General features: G+C 63.2%; 22 protein-coding genes. 17 read left to right on the top strand and 5 right to left on the bottom strand.

Features of this window, described 5'->3' with window-relative positions:
- Window positions 1–3: 3 nt before the first annotated feature.
- The 3 genes from HNQ39_RS07810 to HNQ39_RS07800 all read left to right on the top strand — a co-directional run bounded on the left by HNQ39_RS07810 (window position 4) and on the right by HNQ39_RS07800 (window position 2,174).
- Window positions 4–549 carry a hypothetical protein gene (locus tag HNQ39_RS07810; RefSeq protein WP_184193412.1) on the top strand — a complete coding sequence of 182 codons (546 nt, stop codon included), beginning with the start codon at window positions 4–6 and terminating at the stop codon, window positions 547–549.
- A gap of 78 nt (window positions 550–627) precedes the next feature.
- A complete protein-coding gene (locus HNQ39_RS07805; RefSeq protein ID WP_184193410.1) occupies window positions 628–1,344 on the top strand; it encodes a PEP-CTERM sorting domain-containing protein in 717 nt (238 codons plus the stop codon).
- A gap of 155 nt (window positions 1,345–1,499) precedes the next feature.
- Complete coding sequence (locus HNQ39_RS07800) at window positions 1,500–2,174, top strand: PEP-CTERM sorting domain-containing protein (protein ID WP_184193408.1); 675 nt, start codon at window positions 1,500–1,502, stop codon at window positions 2,172–2,174.
- Here the strand turns inward: HNQ39_RS07800 and HNQ39_RS07795 are convergent.
- The 3 genes from HNQ39_RS07795 to HNQ39_RS07785 form a co-directional block, all read right to left on the bottom strand.
- A complete protein-coding gene (locus HNQ39_RS07795; protein WP_184193406.1) occupies window positions 2,171–2,899 on the bottom strand; it encodes a VanW family protein in 729 nt (242 codons plus the stop codon). The two genes, HNQ39_RS07800 and HNQ39_RS07795, sit on opposite strands and share 4 nt — an antisense overlap.
- Window positions 2,896–4,221, bottom strand: coding sequence for a BNR-4 repeat-containing protein (locus HNQ39_RS07790; RefSeq protein WP_184193404.1), 1,326 nt, complete (start codon window positions 4,219–4,221; stop codon window positions 2,896–2,898). The genes HNQ39_RS07795 and HNQ39_RS07790 overlap by 4 nt, the downstream gene beginning before the upstream one ends.
- A gap of 79 nt (window positions 4,222–4,300) precedes the next feature.
- A complete protein-coding gene (locus HNQ39_RS07785; RefSeq protein ID WP_184193402.1) occupies window positions 4,301–5,494 on the bottom strand; it encodes a hypothetical protein in 1,194 nt (397 codons plus the stop codon).
- A 58-nt stretch (window positions 5,495–5,552) separates the two neighbouring features.
- On the opposite strand from HNQ39_RS07785, the gene HNQ39_RS07780 reads away from it, so the two are divergent.
- On the top strand, window positions 5,553–7,538 hold the full coding sequence (locus HNQ39_RS07780) for a DEAD/DEAH box helicase (protein WP_221289891.1): 1,986 nt from the start codon (window positions 5,553–5,555) through the stop codon (window positions 7,536–7,538).
- Here the strand turns inward: HNQ39_RS07780 and HNQ39_RS07775 are convergent.
- Complete coding sequence (locus HNQ39_RS07775; RefSeq protein WP_184193400.1) at window positions 7,535–9,100, bottom strand: beta-N-acetylhexosaminidase; 1,566 nt, start codon at window positions 9,098–9,100, stop codon at window positions 7,535–7,537. The genes HNQ39_RS07780 and HNQ39_RS07775 overlap by 4 nt on opposite strands.
- Window positions 9,101–9,166: 66 nt before the next feature.
- Here HNQ39_RS07775 and HNQ39_RS07770 point away from each other — a divergent pair, with 66 nt between their 5' ends.
- From HNQ39_RS07770 to HNQ39_RS07745, 6 genes are all read left to right on the top strand, one after another.
- Complete coding sequence (locus tag HNQ39_RS07770) at window positions 9,167–9,841, top strand: hypothetical protein (RefSeq protein ID WP_184193398.1); 675 nt, start codon at window positions 9,167–9,169, stop codon at window positions 9,839–9,841.
- Window positions 9,842–9,894: 53 nt separating this feature from the next.
- Window positions 9,895–10,806: a S1 family peptidase gene (locus HNQ39_RS07765; RefSeq protein WP_184193396.1), complete on the top strand. Its 912-nt coding sequence runs from the start codon at window positions 9,895–9,897 to the stop codon at window positions 10,804–10,806.
- 80 nt (window positions 10,807–10,886) lie between these two features.
- Window positions 10,887–11,471, top strand: coding sequence for a sigma-70 family RNA polymerase sigma factor (locus tag HNQ39_RS07760; protein ID WP_184193394.1), 585 nt, complete (start codon window positions 10,887–10,889; stop codon window positions 11,469–11,471).
- A gap of 5 nt (window positions 11,472–11,476) precedes the next feature.
- Complete coding sequence (locus HNQ39_RS07755) at window positions 11,477–12,076, top strand: anti-sigma factor family protein (protein ID WP_343075957.1); 600 nt, start codon at window positions 11,477–11,479, stop codon at window positions 12,074–12,076.
- Window positions 12,077–12,087: 11 nt separating this feature from the next.
- Window positions 12,088–12,408, top strand: a complete 321-nt coding sequence (locus HNQ39_RS07750; RefSeq protein ID WP_184193390.1) for an FmdB family zinc ribbon protein — start codon at window positions 12,088–12,090, stop codon at window positions 12,406–12,408.
- Window positions 12,409–12,411: 3 nt separating this feature from the next.
- Window positions 12,412–13,404 (top strand): Gfo/Idh/MocA family protein, encoded by a 993-nt coding sequence (locus tag HNQ39_RS07745; protein ID WP_184193388.1) that lies wholly within the window; start codon window positions 12,412–12,414, stop codon window positions 13,402–13,404.
- Window positions 13,405–13,530: 126 nt separating this feature from the next.
- Here HNQ39_RS07745 and HNQ39_RS07740 read toward each other — a convergent pair whose 3' ends face one another.
- The gene (locus HNQ39_RS07740; protein ID WP_184193386.1) at window positions 13,531–14,580 is read right to left on the bottom strand and encodes a lactonase family protein; all 1,050 of its coding nucleotides are present in this window, start codon (window positions 14,578–14,580) and stop codon (window positions 13,531–13,533) included.
- Window positions 14,581–14,741: 161 nt separating this feature from the next.
- On the opposite strand from HNQ39_RS07740, the gene HNQ39_RS07735 reads away from it, so the two are divergent.
- The 7 genes from HNQ39_RS07735 to HNQ39_RS07705 all read left to right on the top strand — a co-directional run bounded on the left by HNQ39_RS07735 (window position 14,742) and on the right by HNQ39_RS07705 (window position 21,100).
- Window positions 14,742–15,431: a prolipoprotein diacylglyceryl transferase gene (locus tag HNQ39_RS07735; protein WP_184193384.1), complete on the top strand. Its 690-nt coding sequence runs from the start codon at window positions 14,742–14,744 to the stop codon at window positions 15,429–15,431.
- Window positions 15,400–15,726 (top strand): hypothetical protein, encoded by a 327-nt coding sequence (locus HNQ39_RS07730; protein WP_184193382.1) that lies wholly within the window; start codon window positions 15,400–15,402, stop codon window positions 15,724–15,726. The genes HNQ39_RS07735 and HNQ39_RS07730 overlap by 32 nt, the downstream gene beginning before the upstream one ends.
- A gap of 27 nt (window positions 15,727–15,753) precedes the next feature.
- Window positions 15,754–16,404, top strand: a complete 651-nt coding sequence (locus HNQ39_RS07725) for a Uma2 family endonuclease (RefSeq protein ID WP_184193380.1) — start codon at window positions 15,754–15,756, stop codon at window positions 16,402–16,404.
- Between the two features lie 260 nt (window positions 16,405–16,664).
- A complete protein-coding gene (locus tag HNQ39_RS07720) occupies window positions 16,665–17,216 on the top strand; it encodes a hypothetical protein (RefSeq protein ID WP_184193378.1) in 552 nt (183 codons plus the stop codon).
- Window positions 17,213–18,583 carry a radical SAM protein gene (locus HNQ39_RS07715; protein WP_184193376.1) on the top strand — a complete coding sequence of 457 codons (1,371 nt, stop codon included), beginning with the start codon at window positions 17,213–17,215 and terminating at the stop codon, window positions 18,581–18,583. The genes HNQ39_RS07720 and HNQ39_RS07715 overlap by 4 nt, the downstream gene beginning before the upstream one ends.
- A 174-nt stretch (window positions 18,584–18,757) precedes the next feature.
- Window positions 18,758–19,147, top strand: a complete 390-nt coding sequence (locus tag HNQ39_RS07710) for a hypothetical protein (RefSeq protein ID WP_184193374.1) — start codon at window positions 18,758–18,760, stop codon at window positions 19,145–19,147.
- Between the two features lie 129 nt (window positions 19,148–19,276).
- Window positions 19,277–21,100 (top strand): CocE/NonD family hydrolase, encoded by a 1,824-nt coding sequence (locus HNQ39_RS07705; RefSeq protein WP_184193372.1) that lies wholly within the window; start codon window positions 19,277–19,279, stop codon window positions 21,098–21,100.

Here is a 21,100-nt window from a genome sequence, read left to right as displayed (position 1 = left end):
GGCATGAGACGCTACACCTATCTCCTTCCTCTCGCCGCTCTTGGCCTACTGGGCTGCTCTCCTGAGAAGCCCGCCGAGCCGGAAACTGCCGCAACCCCCACCACGACGCTTGCACACTCTGCAGACGATGGCCATGGGCATGGGGCCCCCGACGCTCCTGCGGCCCCTGCGGCTCCTGCTGCGCCTGCGGGTGCCCCGATGGCAGGTGCGACCGATCCCTACGCCCCTCTCTCCAAGACCCCGGAGCTCGACAAGGCAATCGCCGATTCCGAGAAGGCCGGCGACAAGACCGCCCTCGCCGCCGCCTACTCCAAGCGGGGAATGTTCCGCATGAAGGACGACGACAAGGCGGGGCAGCGGGTGAAGTACCGCGCCGCGCTCTCGGACTTCCGCAAGGCACTCGCCGCCGATCCTAAGAATGTCGAGGCGCTTGCCGCCAAGAGCGAGATCGAGAGCATCTACACCGGCATGGGCCGCCCCGTCCCCTCCGAAGCCGAGGCCGACGAGGTCAGCAAGACGGGGGTCTACAAGCCCAAGACTGGCGAGTAAGCCCGGCTTTCTGGCACACTTCTTGCCCTACCTGTTCCTGAAATAATGTCCATTAGACACAGGAACAGGTAGGAAGCATTGAACCCCCTTTTCAAGACCACACTGGTCGCCCTTACACTCGTGGCCACCTCCGCACTCGGTCACGCACAGACCATCACCTTTGCCAACTTCACCCAGAAGTACTCGGGGACTCCCCCCGTAGCGCCGAAGGTCTTTGAGTTTGTCAACACCGGCAACGCCGCGACCACGGGCTTTACCACCACCACCCTGGTGAACTTCACCTTCCTGGTCAACCCCAGCAACCCCGCGATCCCGGTCGGCACGCCTATCGACGCCAACCTCACCATCACGTCGCTGGTCGATGGCTTCTCCACAGGCAACTTTGTCCCCAGCCAGAAGCTCAAGAGTGTCCAGATCTCCTTCACCGGTACGGGCGCTCTCGCGGGCCAGAACCTCCTGACGGTCTTTGCGTCCACGGGAATCCTCTCCGGGAGCAAGGGCTCCGCCACCGCCAACCTAGAAGAGACCGACAACGGCTCCAACCAGATTGTGCAGTACTCGTCGGCGTTCCTAGACTTCAGCACCAGCAACCAGCAGAACTACAGCATCTCCCTCAACAACATCGACAGCCCGGGGCTGGTCCACGATGGCAACTTCCCCAGCGGCTACCTGGCGGGCTTCCAGGCCAACGCGTCGGGACAGTTTGCCTCGAACGCCGCCTTTATCCCGGAGCCATCTACCCTCGCCCTCCTCAGCTTGGGAGCACTGGGGCTGCTCCGAAGACGCCGAAAATAAATTCTCACTGTTAACGATACTGGTTTTCACTGTGTAATTCTTCTCAAAGTACCGAGTTCGGGGTAAAACGTACATAAGTACGCAACTTGGTAGTGGAGAGAAGAATGAATCGTCGTTTTAATAGAGGGACTGTCACTATATTAACGCTCAGTTTTATGACGTTAACAAGATCCGCCTACGCACAGTCCCCTAACCTATTTGCCACCTTTGGTCAGGCAAACCCCGAAAAATCCTTTATCTTCACCCCAAGCGCAGGCGGAGCGAGCTTTGGCCTGAGCTCCGCGATTCCGGTGAACTTCCAGTACCAGACCACCAACGGACTGGGGCCGGTCGGCATCAATATCCCTGCGCTCCTCACCCTGTCCTCGGTCAACCAGGGAAGCCTGATCACGGAGGGTGGGTTCTTGATCCAGCCGCTCCAGAACATCGAGATGCGGTTCACGTCGCTGAGCGCCCCCAGCAATGCGGGCGACCTGCTCCGCCTCTCGCTGACCACGGGGAACCTCATCACGCGCCCCGGCAGCCAGACCGCGAGCCTCACTGGGACGGAGAGCCCCACGGGCGGCTCGGTGGTCAACTTCGCGTCGGACTACCTGGACTTCTCGGTTCCGCTCCAGAACAAGAACTTCTCGATCTCGCTCACCAGTATCGAGCCGCGGATCGCCGACGGTGGCAATGGCTTTCTAGCCCCCTTCACAGCAACCGGCACCGGCAACTTTGGCTCCTCGCCGCTCCCGCCGCCCAAGAACCAGATCCCGGAGCCGGGGACTCTGGCCCTTGTCGCTCTGGGAGGCCTGCTCTTTACCCGCCGCCGCAAGCACGCGGCCTAGTCCGAGTTCACCGCATTCAGGGTCGCGTAGGTATCGTCGGAGAGGCGCTCTCTTGTCGCCCCTTGGGTGCGGTAGGTCGCGACCCGTAGCCCGGGAGTTCCTTGGCTTGCCCGACGACGCCCCGGGACGCGCTCATGGCCGGGCTCCTGCACCGAGAGAACGCGGCTCTCCAGGGTCACGGCGCGGGGGAGCCCCTGCGCCGCCCAGACCTCCACACACAGCCGCTCGCCGCGCACGCTCGCCTGCAAGCGCACGGGGAAGGCGTAGGGGTTCTTCAGCCGCAGGTCCACTCCCGGCCAGGCCACCGCAGCATCGCGGCCCGGCGGGACATACTTGGGCGCGACCGTGTGCGGGTGGCGCTCCACCACGGTCAGGCCCGCCAGCAGTGCCGCATTGTAGAGCGTGGTCGAGGTCTGGCAGACCCCGCCGCCCAGCGCCGGCACCATCGTCCCCTCCACCGAGACCGGCGCGGGAACGTAGCCGCTGTCGTTGTCGTTGGCGGAGACCACGGCGTTGTAGGAGAACACCTTCCCCACCCCGATCACCCGCCCTTCCAGCGCCCGTGCCGCCAGGGTCGCGTTGCGAATCTGGGCCTTCTTGCGCCCCTTGAGGCTGGTCGTGTACCCCGCAAGGCGCTGCTCAGGCTTCGCGGGGACCACCCGTAGGTTTGCCCAGACCAGCCCTGCGAGCACCAAGCCCCCGACAACCACCACGGGTGCCTTCATAGGAGCGCCCTCTCTTGGGACATTGTCTCGGGGAGGGAGAGGACCTTCCCGGAGAGGGTGGCCGCGTAGAGCCGTGAGGCATGGGGCGCACGCTCCTCGTCGAGCGGGTTTCCATCGGCCCAGAGCGCGTAGAAGTCCGGGTGGGCGTGGAGCGGGCGACGGACATACGTATGGTTGCGCGTGGCAGCGGGGGTCAGCGAGGCTCCCTTGTGCCAGGTCTTTCCAAAGTCGCGGGTGGTCCACACAAAGACCTCACCGCCGGTCGTGCCGGGCTGGGGGCCGGGGCCGGTGGGTGCGATCACGCGCCAGCTGCCCTCGCCCTCGATATAGAGCGAGCCGTGGTCGTAGTTGTGGTCGCTCTCGGTGAAGGCGTAGCGCTCCCAGCCGGCTCCTGTCCAGCGGGCGGTCCACCACTGGTACGGCCCACTCTGCGGCCCCGGCTCAAAGCCCTTGCTGGTCAGGTAGAGCACGATCACGCGGCCCTGCGAATCGTAGTTGATATCTTTCAGATAGACCAGCTTCCCCTCTTTTTGGTAGTCAAAGACCAGCGCAGGGTTTGGGGTCTGTGTGAGCGGCAGTGCCAGCCTCTCGCCCAAGATCGTTGTCCAGCTCTTGCCCCCATCGCGGCTCTGCATCAGGTAGAGGTTGGTGCGTGCATTGAGTCCGCCGGGCTTGGGGTGGTAGTCAAAGACCGTGGTCAAGACGCCGCGCTCGGTGTCCGGCCAGCTAATCTGGTAGTGCCCCTCCGCGATAAACGCCGTGGGCTGCGGCTCGGCCCAGGTGCGCCCGTCGCGGCTCGTCTGGCAGAACAGCCCTCGCCCCTTGCTGTAGCGCGTGTGCAGAAAGACAAAGCCATGCCTCTCCAGCCACCACGGCTGCCCATAGGAAAAATTCGTCTCCAGCACGCGCTCCCAGGCATCGATCTCGTAGGGCTTTGCGCTCTTATGGATAAACGACGGCCTCCCGGTCCCGTGAGAGTTGGAGAACACCCAGAGGTAGCCGTCGCCGTCGATTGCCAGGGTCGGGTTGTCGTGGGCATCGTCGGTCTTCTTATCTAGAAGCAGCGCGGGACGCGGCACGGTCCCCGTTTTATGGTCGAAGTAGCTCACCGCGTGCCAGAGCGTGTTCTTGCCTTGCGGGGTCGCCCCGTAGACAAAGAACGTCTTCTGTACTTTCGGCGCGTAGATCGCAATCGGGACATGCTGCTGCGGGTAGGTGGCAAAGCCCCCGCTGTACTTATAGCGCAGGGGGCCTTTCACCGGCTGATTCATGTACCAGATCCCCCGATAGCCCGTGTCTCGTTCCGCCTTGAAGATCGCCATAGCGCATTATACGCCGGGGCGCAACCTCTCCCCCTACCCACTCTCCCGGGCGTTCGTACCTCACTGGGAAAGGGGAATTTCATGTTCTGAGCAGTGGAGTGAGTACCCGGCAGGCTTTGGCGGGATCGAGGCGGTAGGGAACGCTGCCCTCAAAAAAGCAGGCGCGGCGGATGAGATAGGGCAGCATGCTGCCAAACACAATCGCCTCTCCCGTCTCTCGATTGGTAACCAGGCAGTCCGCACTCCCCCCGACTTCCCGGCTCAGGTAGTATGTATCATCGTCGTGGAAGGGATCCAGGTGGTGACCACGGTAGGAAGTTACTTCCACGTGGAGCGGGGATTGCTTTGGCTTGTTCCCGTGGCTGAGAGCTATCCGGAGCGCCTCCGCGAGCCTGTCACGCGAGATACCGCAGGTTCTTAGTGTCTGTGTATCTCTCTGAATCACCGCACCGACACTCTCGCTCTCGGCAAGGAACCGTCGGCGAATCAGAAAAGCGTCGAGCTCTTCCGCTTCCATCCCTCGGTAGTGGGCCAGTACCTCCGTGATCTCACGCGGCGTCATCTGGCAGAGCACCTCGTCCTCGGGGAGAATCCTGGGAAAGCAGTAGTCAAAATCCCCTTCCGGGAGGGCGAGAGTGGGCATCACATCGGCAAGCTGTGGCGGTAGGATACCGCGCAGAGCCATGGTCAGCTCAGGGATGGAGTCGGGGCCACTGTGCTTGAGCACGCTTCCCAGTAGCCCGTGAGCAAGGCCAAGCCGGTACTTTCTGAGGAAAGGCCGATACCGTTTCTGAGCGGTCAGCACGATTTTCCAGAGGCTCAGCGCATCGAGAGCGCGGACGGTTCGCCAGAGTAGCTCCGCCTCTTGGGCACGTGCTTGATCGGTGAGGACACTGAGCAGAGACTCGGGGAGTCCGCCAAAAAGCTTTTCCTCGCGGCGCGCCTTTGCATCGTGGCCCTGCTGCGCAAATGCAAGCAGTTTCTGGTTCTCCGGCTCGGCGAGTAGCGCCTCCAGCGCGCCGGGATGAGCCCGCACAAACGCGGCGAGTGCACGATCGAGCGCATCTATCGCAGGAAGGGTCTCTTGAGGGCGCTCCCCAAAAGACTCGCCGCCTTGACGATAGCGCAGAGGAGCTTTCCAGCGCCAGAGGATATGCCCCAGAAGCGTAAAGGCATCGTCGGGGGTGGCGAGTGGGTCAGGCTTTTGGAAGAAGCGGGGGTTCTCGACAATCTGCGCCCACTCTTTCGGTTGACCTGCTATCTCTGCGAGCATTTCGGGGGGGAGTTTAGGCATTTGTGGCGATTCCCTTCGATTAGGGATATACCATCACGTGAAGAAAAACGACAATCCTAAGCCAGGGAAGAAACCCCTGCCCTTTGGCGCGAAGCCAAATGCCCCCAAATCTGCCCCTCGCCCTGCGGCGAAGAAGCCTACCAGTGCGAAGCCGGGTTACCCCGCCAAGCCCCCATTCTCGCCCAAACCTGCCGTAAAACCCGAGGCGAGCGAGCCGAAGCGTGCCGTCCGACCGGCCCCTGAGCCTATCCCCGCACCGCTTGAGCCCCCCACGGCACCGCGCCTGAAGCCGCGCACCATCAAGCCCAAAGAGCCTACCCCCTTCGCAGCGACGAAGGAGCGAAAGGGCGAAGGGGTCGCCGTCTCAGCGGCGGGGGATGTCACCCCCAAAGCGGTAGAGCCCGTTGTTGAGGCACCGCTTGCCACGTTTGCCGACCTGGGCCTCCCCGAGGCGCTCCTCGCCGCGGTGACGGTCGCGGGGTTTGAGTCCCCCACACCGATCCAGGCACGTGCGATCCCTGTCTTGCTAGAGGGCAAGGACCTGATCGGGCAGGCGCAGACCGGAACCGGAAAGACCGCCGCCTTTGCCCTACCCCTGCTCGCCCGAATCGATGTGGACGCGCCGGGGACACAGGCGCTCGTGCTGGTTCCCACCCGTGAGCTGGCGATCCAGGCAGCCGAGCAGATCCACAAGCTCGCCGGGAAGACCGGCCTGCGGGTCGTGCCCGTCTACGGCGGCCAGCCCATCGACCGGCAGTTCCGTGCGCTCATGAAGCCCCCTGCCGTGGTGGTCGGAACCCCGGGACGCCTCATGGACCACATGCGCCGCGGCTCGGTGGTGCTGGATAAGGTCTCGTTCTGTGCGATCGACGAAGCCGATGAGATGCTGGCCTTTGGCTTTATCGAGGATATCGAGACCATCTTAGCGGCGCTCCCCGAGTCCCGCCAGACCGCGCTCTTCTCCGCGACCATGCCCCCGGCGATCTCCGCCCTGGTGAAGAAGTTCCTCCCCGGTGCCCAGAAGGTCGAGATCGCGGCCAAGCAGCGCACGGTCGATACGGTCCGCCAGGTCTACTACGAGGTCGCTCCCGGCAAGAAGCGCGAGGCGCTCACCCGAATCCTGGACATGGAGACCCCGGGGCCGACCATTGTCTTCTGCCGGACGCGCCTCGAGACCCAGGAGCTCGCCGAGCTGCTCAGTGTTCGTGGGTACTCCGCCGAGCCCATCCACGGCGACATGGCGCAGTCCGAGCGCGACCGGGTGATGAAGAAGTTCAAGGAGGGCCAGGCCGATATTCTGGTCGCCACCGATGTGGCCGCGCGCGGGCTCGATATCGACTCCGTGACCCATGTCATCAACTTCGACCTGCCCTGGGATGTGGAGCAGTATATCCACCGGATCGGGCGCACCGGGCGGGCGGGCCGCGAGGGCGATGCCCTGAGCCTGATCGAGCCGCGCGAGCGCCGCAACCTCCTGCGCTTTGAGTACCAGATCGGGACGAAGATCGCGCCGCTCCGGGTTCCTAGCGCCGCCGATATCGCCGTGCGCCGCCGTGAGGTCTTTGCCACCAAGCTGGCCGAGCGCCTGGAGGCCGGCAACTTCGAGGCCCAGTTCCCCATTGTTAGCGAGCTCTCCGAGAGCCACGATATCGCCGATATCGCCGCCGCCGCGCTCCAGCTTCTGTGGGAAGCGACCTCGGCGGGCAACTCCCGTGAGGCGGAGATGGACGAAGAGCTCGCCGCCCAGCGCGAGCAGCCGGAGGCGGGGATGGTGCGCCTCTTTGTGAGCATGGGCCGCGCCGACAAGCTGCGGCCATCGGACCTGGTCGGCGCGATCCTCAACGAGACGGGCTTGCCGCCCAAGGCCGTGGGGACGATCGACGTCCTGGACCGCGTCACCTTCTTCGAGGTGCCCGCCGCCAACGCCGAGCAGGTCATGGACGCGCTCAGCAACACCAAGCTCCGGGGGCGTCGCCCCAAGGTCGGCAACGCCCGTCAGGTGGAGAACCGGGGCCGCTACTAGGCGCTCCAGCGCTGGTCGAAGACCGCCTCAGGAGAGAAGGGAAGCTCTCCTGGGGCGGGGCCACCGCCGTTCCAGAAGTACTCCGCAGCCAACACCATGGCGGTGAACTGGCGCTTCTCCTCCGTTTTTAGAACATCCTCGCTCGACTCATAGCCGCACCAGGTGGTCTGGATCAGCCCCTGCGCCCCGACTTGTGCTGCCGCGCGGCTGAGGGTCTGGATATTCTTGGGTCGGTACCAGCTCGCGGCGACCAGCTTCTGAAAGCCCGCCCCCTTGAGCTGGCGCAGCGACGGAAAATCCGCGTGCTCGCCGTACTGCCAGTCGGCGATTACCACATCGCGCGGGATGCCTGCCCGGATCGCGGCGGCTTGGCTGGCGCTTGGGGCGGTTCCAAAGGCGGGCTTGACCTCGGGGGCATGGAGCGCCATGTCGGCCCAGACATAGATCGGCTTGCCACGGGCGGCAAAGAAGTCTCGCCAGTGCTTGACCCCCTTGAGAAAGAGCTCGGGCGCTGCCGTGGGGCGGGAGCGGTAGGGAAAGCGCCCCTTGAGCGAGACCTCGTCGAGGCCCACGTGAAAGGCCGGTGCCTGGAAGAGCGCATCAGCCTCGGCGACAAAGCGCTCGACATAGCGCACCGCGGCGGGGTCGTTGAGGCAGAGCGCGTAGGGGGTGGCAGGGTCTTCCGCAAAGCGGGAGTTTGTCCCTTGGCCCAGCAGCCAGCCCATGTGTCCCAGGCTCTGCAGGAGGGGATAGACTGTCAGGTTGCGCTCCCGGGCAAAGGCAATTTCCTCACGAAGCTGCGCGGGTGTTCCGGCCCACGGTGGCGCGACTCCCGGGTCGGCGTCCCAGCGTACCTGCTCGACCTCCAGAAAGAGCGCATTGAGCTTGAGGGGGGCAAAGATGCGCTCGATCAGCTTCTGGTGAAAGGGCAGTGCACGGTTGCCATGAAAGAGGTGGACCGCACGCAGGGGCAAAGTCGGCCAGTCGCGCACCGACGCCGCGGCGAGCTCGGTCTTGTCCACAAAGAGCTGCAAGAGAGTCTGCACGCCCCAGAAGAGCCCACGGGCATCGCTTGCAGAGAGCGTCACGCCGTCGGGGAGGACACGGAGTAGGTAGCCTTCGGGTCTCTGGGGCGTGTCCGGGTGCCGTGGTCCCCCCAGCTGGATCGCATTGGGGAGCGCCGTAGCCGAGAGCTTGAGGGGCTGACCAAAGCGTGCGGTCATCGCTGCCTGGAGTGCGGTCACGGCGCGCTGCTCCTGGGGGGTCAGGGCTCCCAGCACGACAAGTGGGGTCTCCGGGCCAAGCTTAAAGACCCCACCCTCACGAAACTGCACTTCTTTGGGACGTGGGATCAGCATGGGCCGGCCCTTGTCGGCGCTCGGGGCCGGTGAGGCGGTAGCGATCGCCAGCTGTCGGAGAGGGATGCCTTCTTCGGGGAGGGGGGTAGGTGTCGGGGCCGGCTCTGCGGGGGGCTCCTTCTGGCAACCCGTCGCCAGTGCTCCCAAGACAGTGGCGGCAGTCGCCAAGGGAAGTAGCTCCGTCCCCCATGATTTCATAGACATACCCTTATGTTCGGCTCAAAATCGTCCGATAAAAAGATATATCTCGTATCGGAGTTTGCGATTCAAATGAAAGTTATTCTCAAACCAGGCGGACTGGCCGTCCTCACAGCCCTCCTTGTCGGTGGTGGAATCGGGCTCACCAAGCTACGCCCCGCTCCTCAAACCCCGGAAGCAGCTCCAACCGGTACCGGGAAAACCACCAAAGCCCCAACCGCTTCGTCCTCGAGTGCGGACCCAACCAGTCCGGTGAGCGGTGCGCCAAAGCCCCTCGGTGGCTCCTCTCTCATCGACCCCAATAAGCAAGAGTGGACCCTAGTCACCCAGAAGCCCGCGGTTGCGGCCATGAAGCTCCAGACCAGCACGGACCTGCCCGCGGGCCTGCAGCACTCCCTGCACCTCGATGTCAAGGCAGTCGATCCCAACAAGTACTGGTGTGCCCAGCTCCTCAAGACTGTCCCCCAGGCAGTGGAGGGCAACCACAACCTCACGGTTCAGTTCTGGGGCCGCTCCGAGAAGAAGACCGCGGTCTATATTGTCTTTGAGGAGGGAGTCTCCCCCCACGCGGCGGAGCTCCAAAAGCAAGTGCGCTTCACCCCGGAGTGGCGACAGTACCAGTTTCCCTTCCGCACCACCAAAGACCACACCGATGTCCACGCGACTTTCTGTGTGAAGGCGGGGATCGAGCCGGGTGAGGTCGATATCGCCAACATGCACGTGGTCGACAACGGCCCCGCAAAGTAGATGGCGCGTTTTTGGACGTAGGAAATCGGGCGCTTCATGGGGAATCCTCTCTTATGAAGCGTCTCCTTGTTTGTGCCCTCGCCCTGAGCCTCGCCCTTCCCAGCCAGGCTATCGTGCGCCGTGACGATGTCGCGGATAGTCAGTACCTCACTCTCGGAGCAGCGTCTCAGTTTAGTGCGGTCGGGAACTTCGGGTTCTGCACCGGCACCTTGATCGCCCCCCAGTGGGTCCTGTGTGCCGCGCACTGCTCGATCTACATGGGCGGTGCCAGCTTCACCCTTGCCGGCGCAGGGACAGCCGCGGTGGCGGAGGTCTTTAATGCCCCGGGTTGGAATGGCCAGCTTGAGAACGGCTCGGATATCTCCCTGGTCCGGCTGGCGACCCCGCTGGTGGGAGTGACTCCTGCGCAGCTCTACACGGGCTCCAGTGAGCTAGGCCAGGTCGCCTACTCCGTAGGCTATGGCGCGATCGGCACGGGCAGCCTCGGCAACACGGGCGGCGGTGACAACCAGAAGCGCGCCGCGATGAACGTGATCGACCAGACCAGCAGTGTCCTCACGGGCTGGGCAACCGACTACCTGATCGCCGACTTTGACAGCCACCTCGTCACCAACACACGCTTCACCCAGTTTGGCTCGGACAACAACCCACTCGCTCTGGAGGGAAGCATCAGCTTTGGCGACAGCGGTGGCGGCACCTTCATCAACGACGGCGGCACCTGGAAGGTGATCGGGGTCCATAGCTGGATCGATGGCCTGGTCAGTGTCAATGGGGTGGCGGGGGATGGCTCCGACAACTCCTCCTACACCGACCTCTATGGGGTGACCCGTGTCTCCACACACCTGGCCTGGATCAACAGTACCCTCGCCGGTAGCAGTGCCCCGGAGCCGGGCTCGGTGATCTTTCTGGGGCTGGGGCTGGGATTTCTGCGAACTTTTCGGCGGCGCTCCCTGTCTAAGAACTAGGACCAGCCGCTAGCGCCGTTGTAAAATATTTTTACATTTGGGAACGCGGCACAGCCTTTGCGACGTAGAGTAGGATAACTATGGCGGAGAGCGAAGCACTAACAGTCGAGAGCCCTTCTTTCGGAGGAAATGCAGGCGGCGTCTTTGAGCGCCTGATGCAGCGCCACCGGAAGCAGGCCTACCATGTCGCCTACCGGATGACAGGCAACCACGCCGATGCCGAGGACCTCCTCCAAGAGGCCTTCGTGCGTGCCTTCCGCTTCTTCGACAACTACCGCCGTGACCTTCCTTTTGAGAAGTGGCTCTTTCGGATCATGTCCAACTTATTCGTGGACGGTGTCCGAAAGAAGAACCGGATGCGCACCACGAGCCTGGATGCCCCGCTCACGGGCGAGGCGGAGAGCAATCTCTTCCTCGATATCCCCGACGCGCGCACCGAGCCCGAGCGGGTGACCCTGCACGAGGAGCTCGATGAGCAGATCCAGCGTGCTCTGGCATCGCTTCCCGCCGATTTCCGCAAGACGGTCATCCTCGCCGATATCGAGCAGCTCTCCTACGAGGAGATCAGCAAGCTCACCGGCTGTACGATTGGAACCGTCCGCTCTCGTCTTCATCGTGGCCGCAAGCTCCTCCGAGCCCGGCTGGAAGGGTTTAGTCTGAGGTAGCTCCGGTGTCGTGTCGTCACTGTCGAGAACGTCTCTCTGCCTATTTGGATTCAGAGCTCTCCCCCGATGAGCGTGAGGGAGTACAGAGCCATCTAGACTCTTGTGCTGCTTGCACGGTGGAGTACCGCGCCCTCGCCGAGACCAAGCGCGCCCTCGCCTCTTTGGGTGCCCGTGTCTCCCGAGAGGAGATCGAGCGCCTCCTCCAGACCGATGTCGGAGAGACTGTCCGGCGCTACGCCAACATGCCGGTCAGCCCTCGAACCATCACCGCCGCGATTCTCTCTGTGATCGGGCTCTGCGCGGTCACGGCCCGCCTGACCACCCGGGAGAGCCGCCGAGGAACCCCGCTCTCGGAGGGGGGCTACCTGGTGATCCAGCCCGATACCCCCCAGGCAACCATGGCCTTCTCGGTCCTAGAGGTCTCGTCGCACCAGCACCTGCTCGCCTCCCAGAACAATATCGCCGAGACCTGCTACGTGGTCCCTGCGGAGAGTAGTGTCCTGCGCCCTGCGATCTACTGTGGGACGGTCTATGCCCTCCCGACCCCGCCTCCCCAGACCAACCGGCACCGCTTCTACTTCCAGGCCAGCTTTACGACGCAGTAGCGTCTCCTCTCATGCCGATCTTTGAGTTCGCCTGCAACGACTGTCCCCAAAAACGCTTCTCCGAGCTGGTGGGGATGCTGGCAAACCCCGCTCCAATCCAGTGCCCGCGCTGTGGGAGCAAGAATGTCCGCAAGCTGGTCTCCCGCTTTGCCCGCCTACGCTCCGCCGACGAAGCGCTGGACTCCTTGGCGGAGCTGGCGGATACTGTGGACGAGAGTAGCCCCCAGGCCATGCGCCACCTGATGAAAGAGGTCGCCCATGGGATGGATGCGGACCTAAGTGGCGACGATGTCGAGGAGCTCTTCGAGACCGCTGCCGAGAGTGAGGAGTAAGAGATGCGTTTTGGAGTTGCCCTTCTGGGTCTAGACCACTGGTACACCGCCCATGGTGTCTGTGAGATTGCAAGCAAGTCGGAGAGAGTCGCCCTGATCGGGGTGAGCTCTCCAGATGCCACCCACCGTGCCTGGGCGAGCGAGAAGTACCCCGAGATCCAGGTCACCGAGACCGCCGCCCCCCTGCTGGCTCGCGACGATGTGCACCTGGTGGCGATCTGCGCCCCCACGGCCGCCGCACCGGAGCTGGCCAAGCAAGCCCTCGCGGCGGGCAAGCATGTCGTCGCGGTCAAGCCCCCCGCACGGACGGTCGCGGAGCTGGACTCGGTGATTGTCGCCGCGGAGGTAGCGGGCAAGTTCTATGGCTCGTTTGAGGGCATGCAGCGCCTCACCCCGCGGGTCCTCAAGCTCCGCGAGCTGCTCCAGTCCGGCGCGATCGGCACGCCCCTCTCCTACCACCAGATCGGCCACGGCGGGCTACCGTCGCCCTGGCCCGGTCAGCCCAGCGGTGCCCCCAGCTGGTGGATCGACTCCAGCCAGGCTCCCACCGGCGCGTGGGCCGACCACGCGATCTACGCCATCGACCTGGCACGCTTTGTCTTCGACGGGGAGATTGTCTGGAGTGCGGGGCTGATCGAGAACCGGGTGCACACGACTCTCCCCCTGGAGGACTACGGGATCGCGCTCCTCAAGCTCCAGCCACGCGCGGGCGGCTCCGCGGTCTCGGTGATGCTGGAAGATACCTGGGCGGCGGCACCAGGCGGCGGCGCACACCGTGTGCTCTTTATCGGTACCCACGGCCAGATCCGCCCCGAGGGCAACGACTGGATCGTGACGGCCAATGGCGAAGAGACCCGGCACACCCCAGACCCGTCCCCCTTCTTCCACCTCGACTCCCTCGCCGAGGCGCTCCAGAGCAACGCAGACATACCCTGGTCCGCCGCCGATGCACGCGCCAACCTCGCCGCGTGCCTCGCGGTCTACGCCGGGGCCTGAAAGGCCCCGTCTAAGCCGCCTTCGGCGAAGCGCCCTGTGGGCGCGTTGAGCGCCTAGATTTCTCCGCGGGCTCGGCCCGCTTCGCGCTTGCGCGGTTCGAGCTGGGGCCTTTCAGGCCCCAGCGAACTACCCAAAGACAATGCAGACGGGAGCAGGAACCTCGATCTTCGCTCCGGTCGCCGTGAGCTTGCCGGTCTTCTTGTCGATCTTGTAGGCGACAATCGTGTTGCTATTCTGGTTGGCGGCAAACAAGAAATTCCCACTGGGATCGATCGCGAAGTTGCGTGGGGTCTTGCCTTGCGTGGACTCATTGCCCACCGTCGTCAGCTTGCCATCCGCCCCGATTGCAAAGATCGCGATACTATCGTGGCCGCGGTTGGAGCCGTAGAGGAACTTGCCGTCCGCGCTCACGTGCACATCGGCGCAGGAGTCGGTGGGCTGGTAGGGCCGCGGGAGGGTCGTGATGGTCTGGAGCTCGCGCAGCGCCCCCGACACCTTGTCCCACGCAAAGACTGTCACCGTGCAGTCCAGCTCGTTGATGGAGTAGACAACCGGCTTCTTGGGATGAAATGCAAAGTGGCGCGGGCCGCCGCCGGGGTGTACCGCGGCAAAGGCGGGGTCGTTGGGGACCAGCTTTCCGGTCTTGGGGTTGGGCCGGAAGATCATGACCTTGTCGGTGCCCAGGTCGCAGCCGTAGGCCAGCTTGTTGCTCGTATCGAGGTTGATCGAGTGGGCGTGCGGCCCTTCCTGGCGGCCTTTGTTGGGCCCCGTCCCGCTATCTTGGATCGTGTCCGTGGCGGGGCGGAGCGAGCCATCGGCACTGACCGGGAGCATCGCAAAGGTCCCGCTGGAGTAGTTGGCGACGAGCACATGACTCCCCGTCTTCAGCACCGAGAGGTGACAGGGATCGGCCCCCTGTGACGGCTGCTGGTTAACAAAGGTCAGTGCCCCGCTCACCGGGTCGTAGCGAAACGCCGCCACGATCCCCTCGCCCACCTCCCCTGTGGCAAAGAGGCGGTGGTTCTTGCGATCTGCCACCAGAAATGAGGGGTTATTGATCTTGGGGATGTTCTGCGCGATCCGTGTCCACGCCCCCGTGGTGTCGTCCATGCGAAAGGCATAGACCCCGTCGCTCTGGTTATCTTTGGTGTAGGTCCCAACAAATACAATACTCATGGTGGGCATTATACCTGCCGTCGTGCGGGCATTGGAAATACCTGCCTACGAATCTGGGAGCGTCCCGAGGACGCAGAGGCATACGCCGTTTGCGCGTCCTCGGGACGCTCTCTTTCTTTCAGTCGGGGACTTTTAGCCCCCGGCATGCGCTACAATGCGCTATGATTCCCCTCGCGGCCCTGATGCACTTCACCCCCGCATCGCAGGTCTATGCCTTGGCCTATAGTGTTGGGATCTTAGTCTTCTGCCTCTTTGCCCAAAAGCGCCGCCTCCTCACCGAGGGAATCGGCTATGTCGCGATGACCGGGCTGATCGGAGGGCTCCTGGGGGCCAATGTCGGGCAGTTTCTCGCGACCAGCGGCGGCACCGGCAAGAGCGTCCTCGGGGGGATTCTCGGGGGCTACCTGGCCGTGATGCTCGCCAAGAAGCGCCTCGGGCTGGTGCGCCCGACGGGCGATCTCTTTGCGGTCGCGCTCATGGCAGGCGAGGCCGTGGGGCGCTGGGGGTGCTTTCTCGGGGGCTGCTGCGGTGGGCGGGAGTGCACACTCCCTTGGGCAATCGCCGGGCACCACCCAACCCAGCTCTACCTCTCCGCCGCCTGCGCTCTGATCTTTGTGCTCCTACTCGTCGCAGAGACCTACCGCCGCCCCGCCGAGAACGGCCTCTGGTACCTCCAAGGAGTGCTCTACTGCCCCGCCCGCTTTGTGATCGAGTTCTTCCGCGACGGTGCGACCCGCCACGGGGGGCTCTCAACCGCACAGTGGGCCTGTCTCGTCGGTTTTGTCTTCTTTGTCTACAAGCTCGCCAAGGAGAAACCCTTTGCAACAGTATCAACACTACCGCTGCCCTAACTGCCAGACCGAGCTCGGGGAGCCGCTCTTTCGCTGCCCGCAGTGTGGGATGCAGCTCCAAGACCGCGCCTCCGAGGCGTTCACAAAGGTCCCCGTAATCGACGGCATCCTGGGAACCCTGGCGGGGCTCATTCTGATCAGCACAGGAATCGGCTTTATCGGCGCCGTGGTCGCCTACTTCCGGCTCCGCTCACGCTACCCCTACTTCTGTGTCGGCCTGCTCACCAGCGCGGTTCTGATACTTCTGCTCATCCTGGGCATCTTCCTCGTCTGCCTGAGTGGAATCCCACGATGACGTATAATTTAGGAAGCGAGGCCTGCGATGATACAAACCATCCCCACACTCTATCCTGAAAGCGACGGCCAGCCGATGGCGGACAATACACAGCAGTTCCAGTGGATCGCTCGGCTCAAAGGCGGCTTTGAGTTCGTCACTGCCCACGATCCCCTAGCCTTTGTCGCGGGTGACCTGCTCTGGTATCCCGTGCAAGGACAGCCACAAACACGGCTTGCTCCCGATGTTCTGGTTGTTTTTGGGCGCCCTAAGGGCCACCGGGGTAGCTACAAACAGTGGGAAGAGGACAATATCGCCCCACAGGTTGTTGTGGAGATTCTCTCGCCCGGCAATACCGTGATTGAGATGAGCCGCAAGCAAGGTTTCTACGAGCGCTACGGGGTGGACGAGTACTACCTCTATGATCCCACTCTCAACGAAGCCGAGGGCTGGCTCCGAGAAGCGGGAGGCCTGCGGCGGATCGAGAGCATGGACGGCTGGACAAGCCCACGCCTTGGGGTGCGCTTCGCCTTCGTCGAGGGCAGCTTTACCGTCTTCGGCCCCGATGGCCGTGCTTTTGAGGACTACGAGACCATCCTTGCCGCCCGAAACTCGGCGGAAGCCCGCGCCACCGCGGAACACGAGCGCGCTGAGCGCCTCGCCGCCAAGCTCCGCGAGCTCGGCATCGAGCCAGAGTAGTGACGTGAAAGCTCCACCGCTTCGCCTCACCCTTTGCTTCTTTCTAGGGCTTGCTTTACTTGGGGTAGGAGCTTGGGTTTTCCTTCCCGGAGTCTGGCGGTATCTTTGTCTATCGGGCTTGATCGCCTTTGGAGTCTGGTATCCAGGTTACTTTCTAGAGATCAACGCTGAACCTTTTCCATCGAAAAAACATAAGACAAACCACTTGCCAAGAAAACGCAAACGACGACACAACCGAAAGGGTAAGCACTCGTAACACGATGTCAACCACTCCCTTCACCGAGGAAACAACGGGCCTTTGCCCAACGTACCTGCGCCTAGCCCCATTTTTTCAGGGCACCAAAAACCACGATACACTCACTTACGGGAAGGGGAAAAAGCTCATGCAAAAACGACGCGACGAGGTTATTCATGCTCTCCTCTATGCAGCTCTCGCCTACATCGTCGCCTACCCGCTCTGGCTATTTCTGGGAGCCAGCTACTTAAGAACCCTTGACCGTTGCAACGACGCCCTCTGCCACTTCCCTAAAATCCTCCTCACACCAGCCACAACCGGCAGTGTTGGTCTTTTTTTCGCCCTCGTTTTCGTGCCATGCAATCCGGCATCGAAGAGGATTCTCGCCCTGCTATTTATGCTCTCCCTGATACCAAGCACACGCGAACTCCTAACAATAGCCCCCTCAGGGCTACCAATCAAGTGGGAGCTCTACCAATCCCTCTCCTTTGTCGGGTACTGCCTGCGCAGTTTCTCCCCACTTCTCCTCTTTGGAGTACTTCTGCCTATAGCCTTCAAGTCGCGAGGGACACAATGATTGAGGAAACAACGGGCCTTTGCCCAACGTGCCTGCGTTCGGTCTCTGCGACGATCTACGAGGAGGCGGGGCGGATCTGGATGCGGCAGAATTGCCCGCGCCACGGGGAGAGCACGGCGCTGCTGGCGAGCAATGCGACCGAGTACCAGCGCTTTCGGACCTACGCGGTAGACCGGAGCGCGGGGGGTGGGTGCTGCGGGCCGGGAACCGAGTGCGCCGATGGCCCGCCCACCTGCGTCTTGCTCCTAGAGATCACCCAGGCCTGCAACCTGCGCTGCCCGACCTGCTACGCCGATGCCCGCGGCCACGAGATGATGCCCGACGCCGAGGCGCGGCGGCGGCTCGATAGCTTCTTTCGCACGCAGAGCCGCTTAGACGTGCTCATGCTCTCCGGCGGCGAGCCGACGATTCATCCGCGCTTTATCGAGCTGCTGGACATGGCCCTGGAGTACCCCATCGACCGGGTCGTGATCAACACCAATGGTCTGCGCCTCACCCAGAGCAAGGAGCTGGTCGAGGCGCTGACAGCACGCAAGGACCGGATCGAGCTGTACTTTTCCTACGGCAGCTTCCGCCCCGAGGTCCACGAGCGGCTCTACGGCAAAGACCTAGTCGCACGCAAGCAGGAGGCACTGCGGATCGCCACCGATGCCGGGCTGTTTATCAACCTCGTGCCGACGGTCGAGGCGGGGGTCAACGACGATGAGATCGGGGAGCTCTATCGGTTTGCGCTGGCCCATGAGACGATCTGCGGGATCACCTACCAGCCCGTGATGAACAACGGGCGCTACGAGCACGGCTACGATCCCGGTGCACGCCTGACCCTGACCGGGGTGTTAGAGCGCCTCGTGGCCCAGACCGACGGTGCGCTCCAGCTCGCGGACTTTGTGGGGCTCCCCTGCTCCCACCCCGACTGCTGCGTCCTGACCTACGGGATTCTCGACGAAAAACGCACGACTCTCACGCCCCTCCCGCGGCACCTGGATGTCGCGCGCTACCTGGACCTGTTCTCCGATAAGATCAGCTTCTCCGGTCTGATCGAGGGCGCGCTCAAGCGGGTCTGGAGCGATACCGTGAACCTGCGCGCGGGCCGCACCCTCCGCGATCTGATGACCCTCTACGCCCACAGCGGCGTCAAAGACCTCCTCCCCCTGCGCAACGATCCCCAAGCCGTGGGCCGCCGGACGTTTCGGATCGTGGTCAAGCCCTTCATGGACGCCCACACTTGGGACCAGAAGCGGGTGGATCAGTGCTGCACCAAGCTCCTCAACGAAAACGGCGAGGCCGTCAGCTTCTGCGAGTACAATGTCTTCCACCGAGGCCGAAAGCCCGAGGTGAGCGGCCTACAGCTCGTGATGGCGAGGTGAGGATCGCCCCCGATTAGATCGCCCCCGTTGGAGGGGGGCGTCTTGCTGTCGTCGCAGGCTCCGACACGAAGGCCTACGGCCATAAATTTGGTATGGGCGGCTCGCCCTTTGTAGCCGCAGGCTCTTCAGTCCCGTCCCTCCAACGGGCGGGATAAAATGGGGAGGAAAGCGCCCATGAAACCGATAGCCCCAATTGTTGCCCTACTCGTTGGCTTACCACTGCTGACGAGTCTTGGCTGTGCCTTTATCGAAGGGCTCCTCCCTCAGCCCGGCATTGATATACTGCAGTTTCCCCTGAATGTCGCCACGTTTCTCCTCGGAGCCATCTCGCACTTCTGGCAAAAACGCAACAACCCGAAGTCTTCGCTACTTACCTGGTTGGTAGGGCTCGTGCTGATTCTTATCCTTGGTTCGCAGGCTATCGCAGGGGTAGGTTTTCTCTTCCGCCCCGCGCTCTTTGCTTGGGCACGCCCCGAGCTCAACCACATTGCCAAGCTCTACAAAGACGATAGGCTTCCGATTCGACTCGGGGAAAAGCCCCGTGCCAGCGAACCGGACCAGTGAACTCGGGATGGGCGCTTGCGCCCTTTGTGTCCGAGGCACTAGGACTGCAAGACGCCCCCCTCCAACGGGGGCGGTCAACGGGGGCGATGCCGTGCAGGAATCCCGCCCCTCGATACGGAAATGAGTTTCATGCGCCGCACTCTCCCTCTCGCCGTTCTTGCCCTTGGCCTCGCCGCTGTCTCCCAGCACGCTGCCGCGCCCCACGCGGCGGCGCTCCGGCGGGTCGAGCAGCGCTACACCAAGCGCGATGTGCAGATTCCCATGCGCGATGGCACCAAGCTCTACACCGTGATCTACACCCCCAAAGACACGAGCGAGAAACACCCGATCCTGATGGAGCGCACCCCCTACTCGGTGCCCTACGGCGCGGACGACTTCGGCCCGGTCGAGGGAAGCTACGCGCAAGAGAACTACATCCTGGTCTTCCAGGATGTCCGGGGAAAGTACCTGTCCGAGGGCGACTACGAGAATGTCCGCCCCCTCAGCCCCGATGGCAAGGGAGTCGATGAGAGCTCCGACACCTACGACACCATCGACTGGCTGGTGAAGAATGTCGAGGGCAATAATGGGAAAGTGGGGATGGTGGGTGTTTCGTATCCGGGCTTCTACGCCGCGGTCGGGGCGGTGCGAGCACACCCCGCGCTCAAGGCGGTCTCGCCCCAGGCTCCCGTCACGGATTGGTTCTTAGGCGACGACGACCACCACAATGGGGCCTTCATGCTCCTGGACAACTTCGCCTGGTGCTTCGGCGGCTTCGACTGGCCGCGACAAGGCCCCAGCAAGCAGGAGTTCGACCCGAAGCTCTCCTACGACTCCAACAACGCCTACGACTTTTATTTGAAACTCGGGGCCTTGAAGAACGCCAACGAGCGCTTCTTCCACGGCAAGATTCCCTTCTGGAACGACCTGATCGAGCACGATACCTACGATGCCTTCTGGCAGGCGCGCACGCCCCTGCCGCACTTTAAGAACATGACGCCCGCCTTCCTGGTGGTCGGGGGGTTCTTCGATGCCGAGGACCTCTGGGGACCGCAGCACATGATCCGCGCCCTGCAAGCCCAGAGCCCCAAGACCCCGGCGTCGATCGTGATCGGCCCCTGGTCGCACGGGGGCTGGGGCGGTGATGGGAGCCGCTTCCACGACCTGAGGTTTGGACAGGACACCGCCGCCACGTTCCGCGACAAGCTGGAGCTGCCGTTCTTCAACTACTACCTCAAGGGCAAGGGAACACCGCCCGATCCCAAGGTCAAGGCACGGGTCTTTGCCACGGGCTCGAACCAGTGGCTTGCCTTCTCCGCCTGGCCTCCGAAGGGCCTGCCCACACGTAGCTTCTACCTCCAGCCCGGAAAAGGCCTCGCGACAGCTCCCGTGAGCAATGAGAAAGCCGCAGCAGATAGCTACGTCTCTGATCCGGCAAGCCCCGTTCCCTATACCAGCTTCCCCGGCGTGCGCCGCGACTCGCGCTACATGGCCGAGGACCAGCGCTTCGCCAGCAAGCGCCCCGATGTGCTCACCTACACCAGTGCCCCGCTGACAAAGGACATGACCACGGTCGGCGGGATCGAGGTCGAGCTCACGGTCGCCACCACCGGCACCGACTCCGACTGGATCGTGAAGGTGATCGATGTCTCCCCCGACACGGGTGTCCAGCGCCTTGTCCGCGGCGATGCGTTCCGGGGCAAGTTCCGCAACAGCTTCACCAAGCCCGAGCCCTTTGTCCCTGGCAAGCCCACCCCGGTGCACTTCGCCCTTGGGGATATCTGCCACACGTTCAAGAAGGGCCACCGCCTTCAAGTGCAGATTCAGAGCAGCTGGTTCCCGCTCGTGGACCGCAACCCGCAGAAGTTCATGAGCATCGGAAAGGCCGACGACAGCGATTTTGTGAAGGCAACGCAGACCGTTTTTCACTCGAAAAAGTACCCCTCGCGGATTCGCTTCACGGTAAAGCCATGA

Origin of the sequence: Armatimonas rosea (genome assembly GCF_014202505.1) — a bacterium.
Classification (GTDB): domain Bacteria; phylum Armatimonadota; class Armatimonadia; order Armatimonadales; family Armatimonadaceae; genus Armatimonas; species Armatimonas rosea.
Note: the sequence above shows the minus strand (reverse complement) of the source record. Positions and strands in the feature narration are given on the sequence as shown.

Coding starts and splice junctions, on each gene's coding strand:
- HNQ39_RS07715 (WP_184193376.1), top strand. CDS start 17,213: ATGATTGAGGAAACAACGGGCCTTTGCCCAACGTGCCTGCGTTCGGTC.
- HNQ39_RS07790 (WP_184193404.1), bottom strand. CDS start 4,221: ATGGCGATCTTCAAGGCGGAACGAGACACGGGCTATCGGGGGATCTGG.
- HNQ39_RS07735 (WP_184193384.1), top strand. CDS start 14,742: ATGATTCCCCTCGCGGCCCTGATGCACTTCACCCCCGCATCGCAGGTC.
- HNQ39_RS07800 (WP_184193408.1), top strand. CDS start 1,500: ATGACGTTAACAAGATCCGCCTACGCACAGTCCCCTAACCTATTTGCC.
- HNQ39_RS07760 (WP_184193394.1), top strand. CDS start 10,887: ATGGCGGAGAGCGAAGCACTAACAGTCGAGAGCCCTTCTTTCGGAGGA.
- HNQ39_RS07740 (WP_184193386.1), bottom strand. CDS start 14,580: ATGAGTATTGTATTTGTTGGGACCTACACCAAAGATAACCAGAGCGAC.
- HNQ39_RS07775 (WP_184193400.1), bottom strand. CDS start 9,100: ATGTCTATGAAATCATGGGGGACGGAGCTACTTCCCTTGGCGACTGCC.
- HNQ39_RS07770 (WP_184193398.1), top strand. CDS start 9,167: ATGAAAGTTATTCTCAAACCAGGCGGACTGGCCGTCCTCACAGCCCTC.
- HNQ39_RS07710 (WP_184193374.1), top strand. CDS start 18,758: ATGAAACCGATAGCCCCAATTGTTGCCCTACTCGTTGGCTTACCACTG.
- HNQ39_RS07810 (WP_184193412.1), top strand. CDS start 4: ATGAGACGCTACACCTATCTCCTTCCTCTCGCCGCTCTTGGCCTACTG.
- HNQ39_RS07705 (WP_184193372.1), top strand. CDS start 19,277: ATGCGCCGCACTCTCCCTCTCGCCGTTCTTGCCCTTGGCCTCGCCGCT.
- HNQ39_RS07725 (WP_184193380.1), top strand. CDS start 15,754: ATGATACAAACCATCCCCACACTCTATCCTGAAAGCGACGGCCAGCCG.
- HNQ39_RS07785 (WP_184193402.1), bottom strand. CDS start 5,494: ATGCTCGCAGAGATAGCAGGTCAACCGAAAGAGTGGGCGCAGATTGTC.
- HNQ39_RS07745 (WP_184193388.1), top strand. CDS start 12,412: ATGCGTTTTGGAGTTGCCCTTCTGGGTCTAGACCACTGGTACACCGCC.
- HNQ39_RS07765 (WP_184193396.1), top strand. CDS start 9,895: ATGAAGCGTCTCCTTGTTTGTGCCCTCGCCCTGAGCCTCGCCCTTCCC.
- HNQ39_RS07720 (WP_184193378.1), top strand. CDS start 16,665: ATGTCAACCACTCCCTTCACCGAGGAAACAACGGGCCTTTGCCCAACG.
- HNQ39_RS07795 (WP_184193406.1), bottom strand. CDS start 2,899: ATGAAGGCACCCGTGGTGGTTGTCGGGGGCTTGGTGCTCGCAGGGCTG.
- HNQ39_RS07750 (WP_184193390.1), top strand. CDS start 12,088: ATGCCGATCTTTGAGTTCGCCTGCAACGACTGTCCCCAAAAACGCTTC.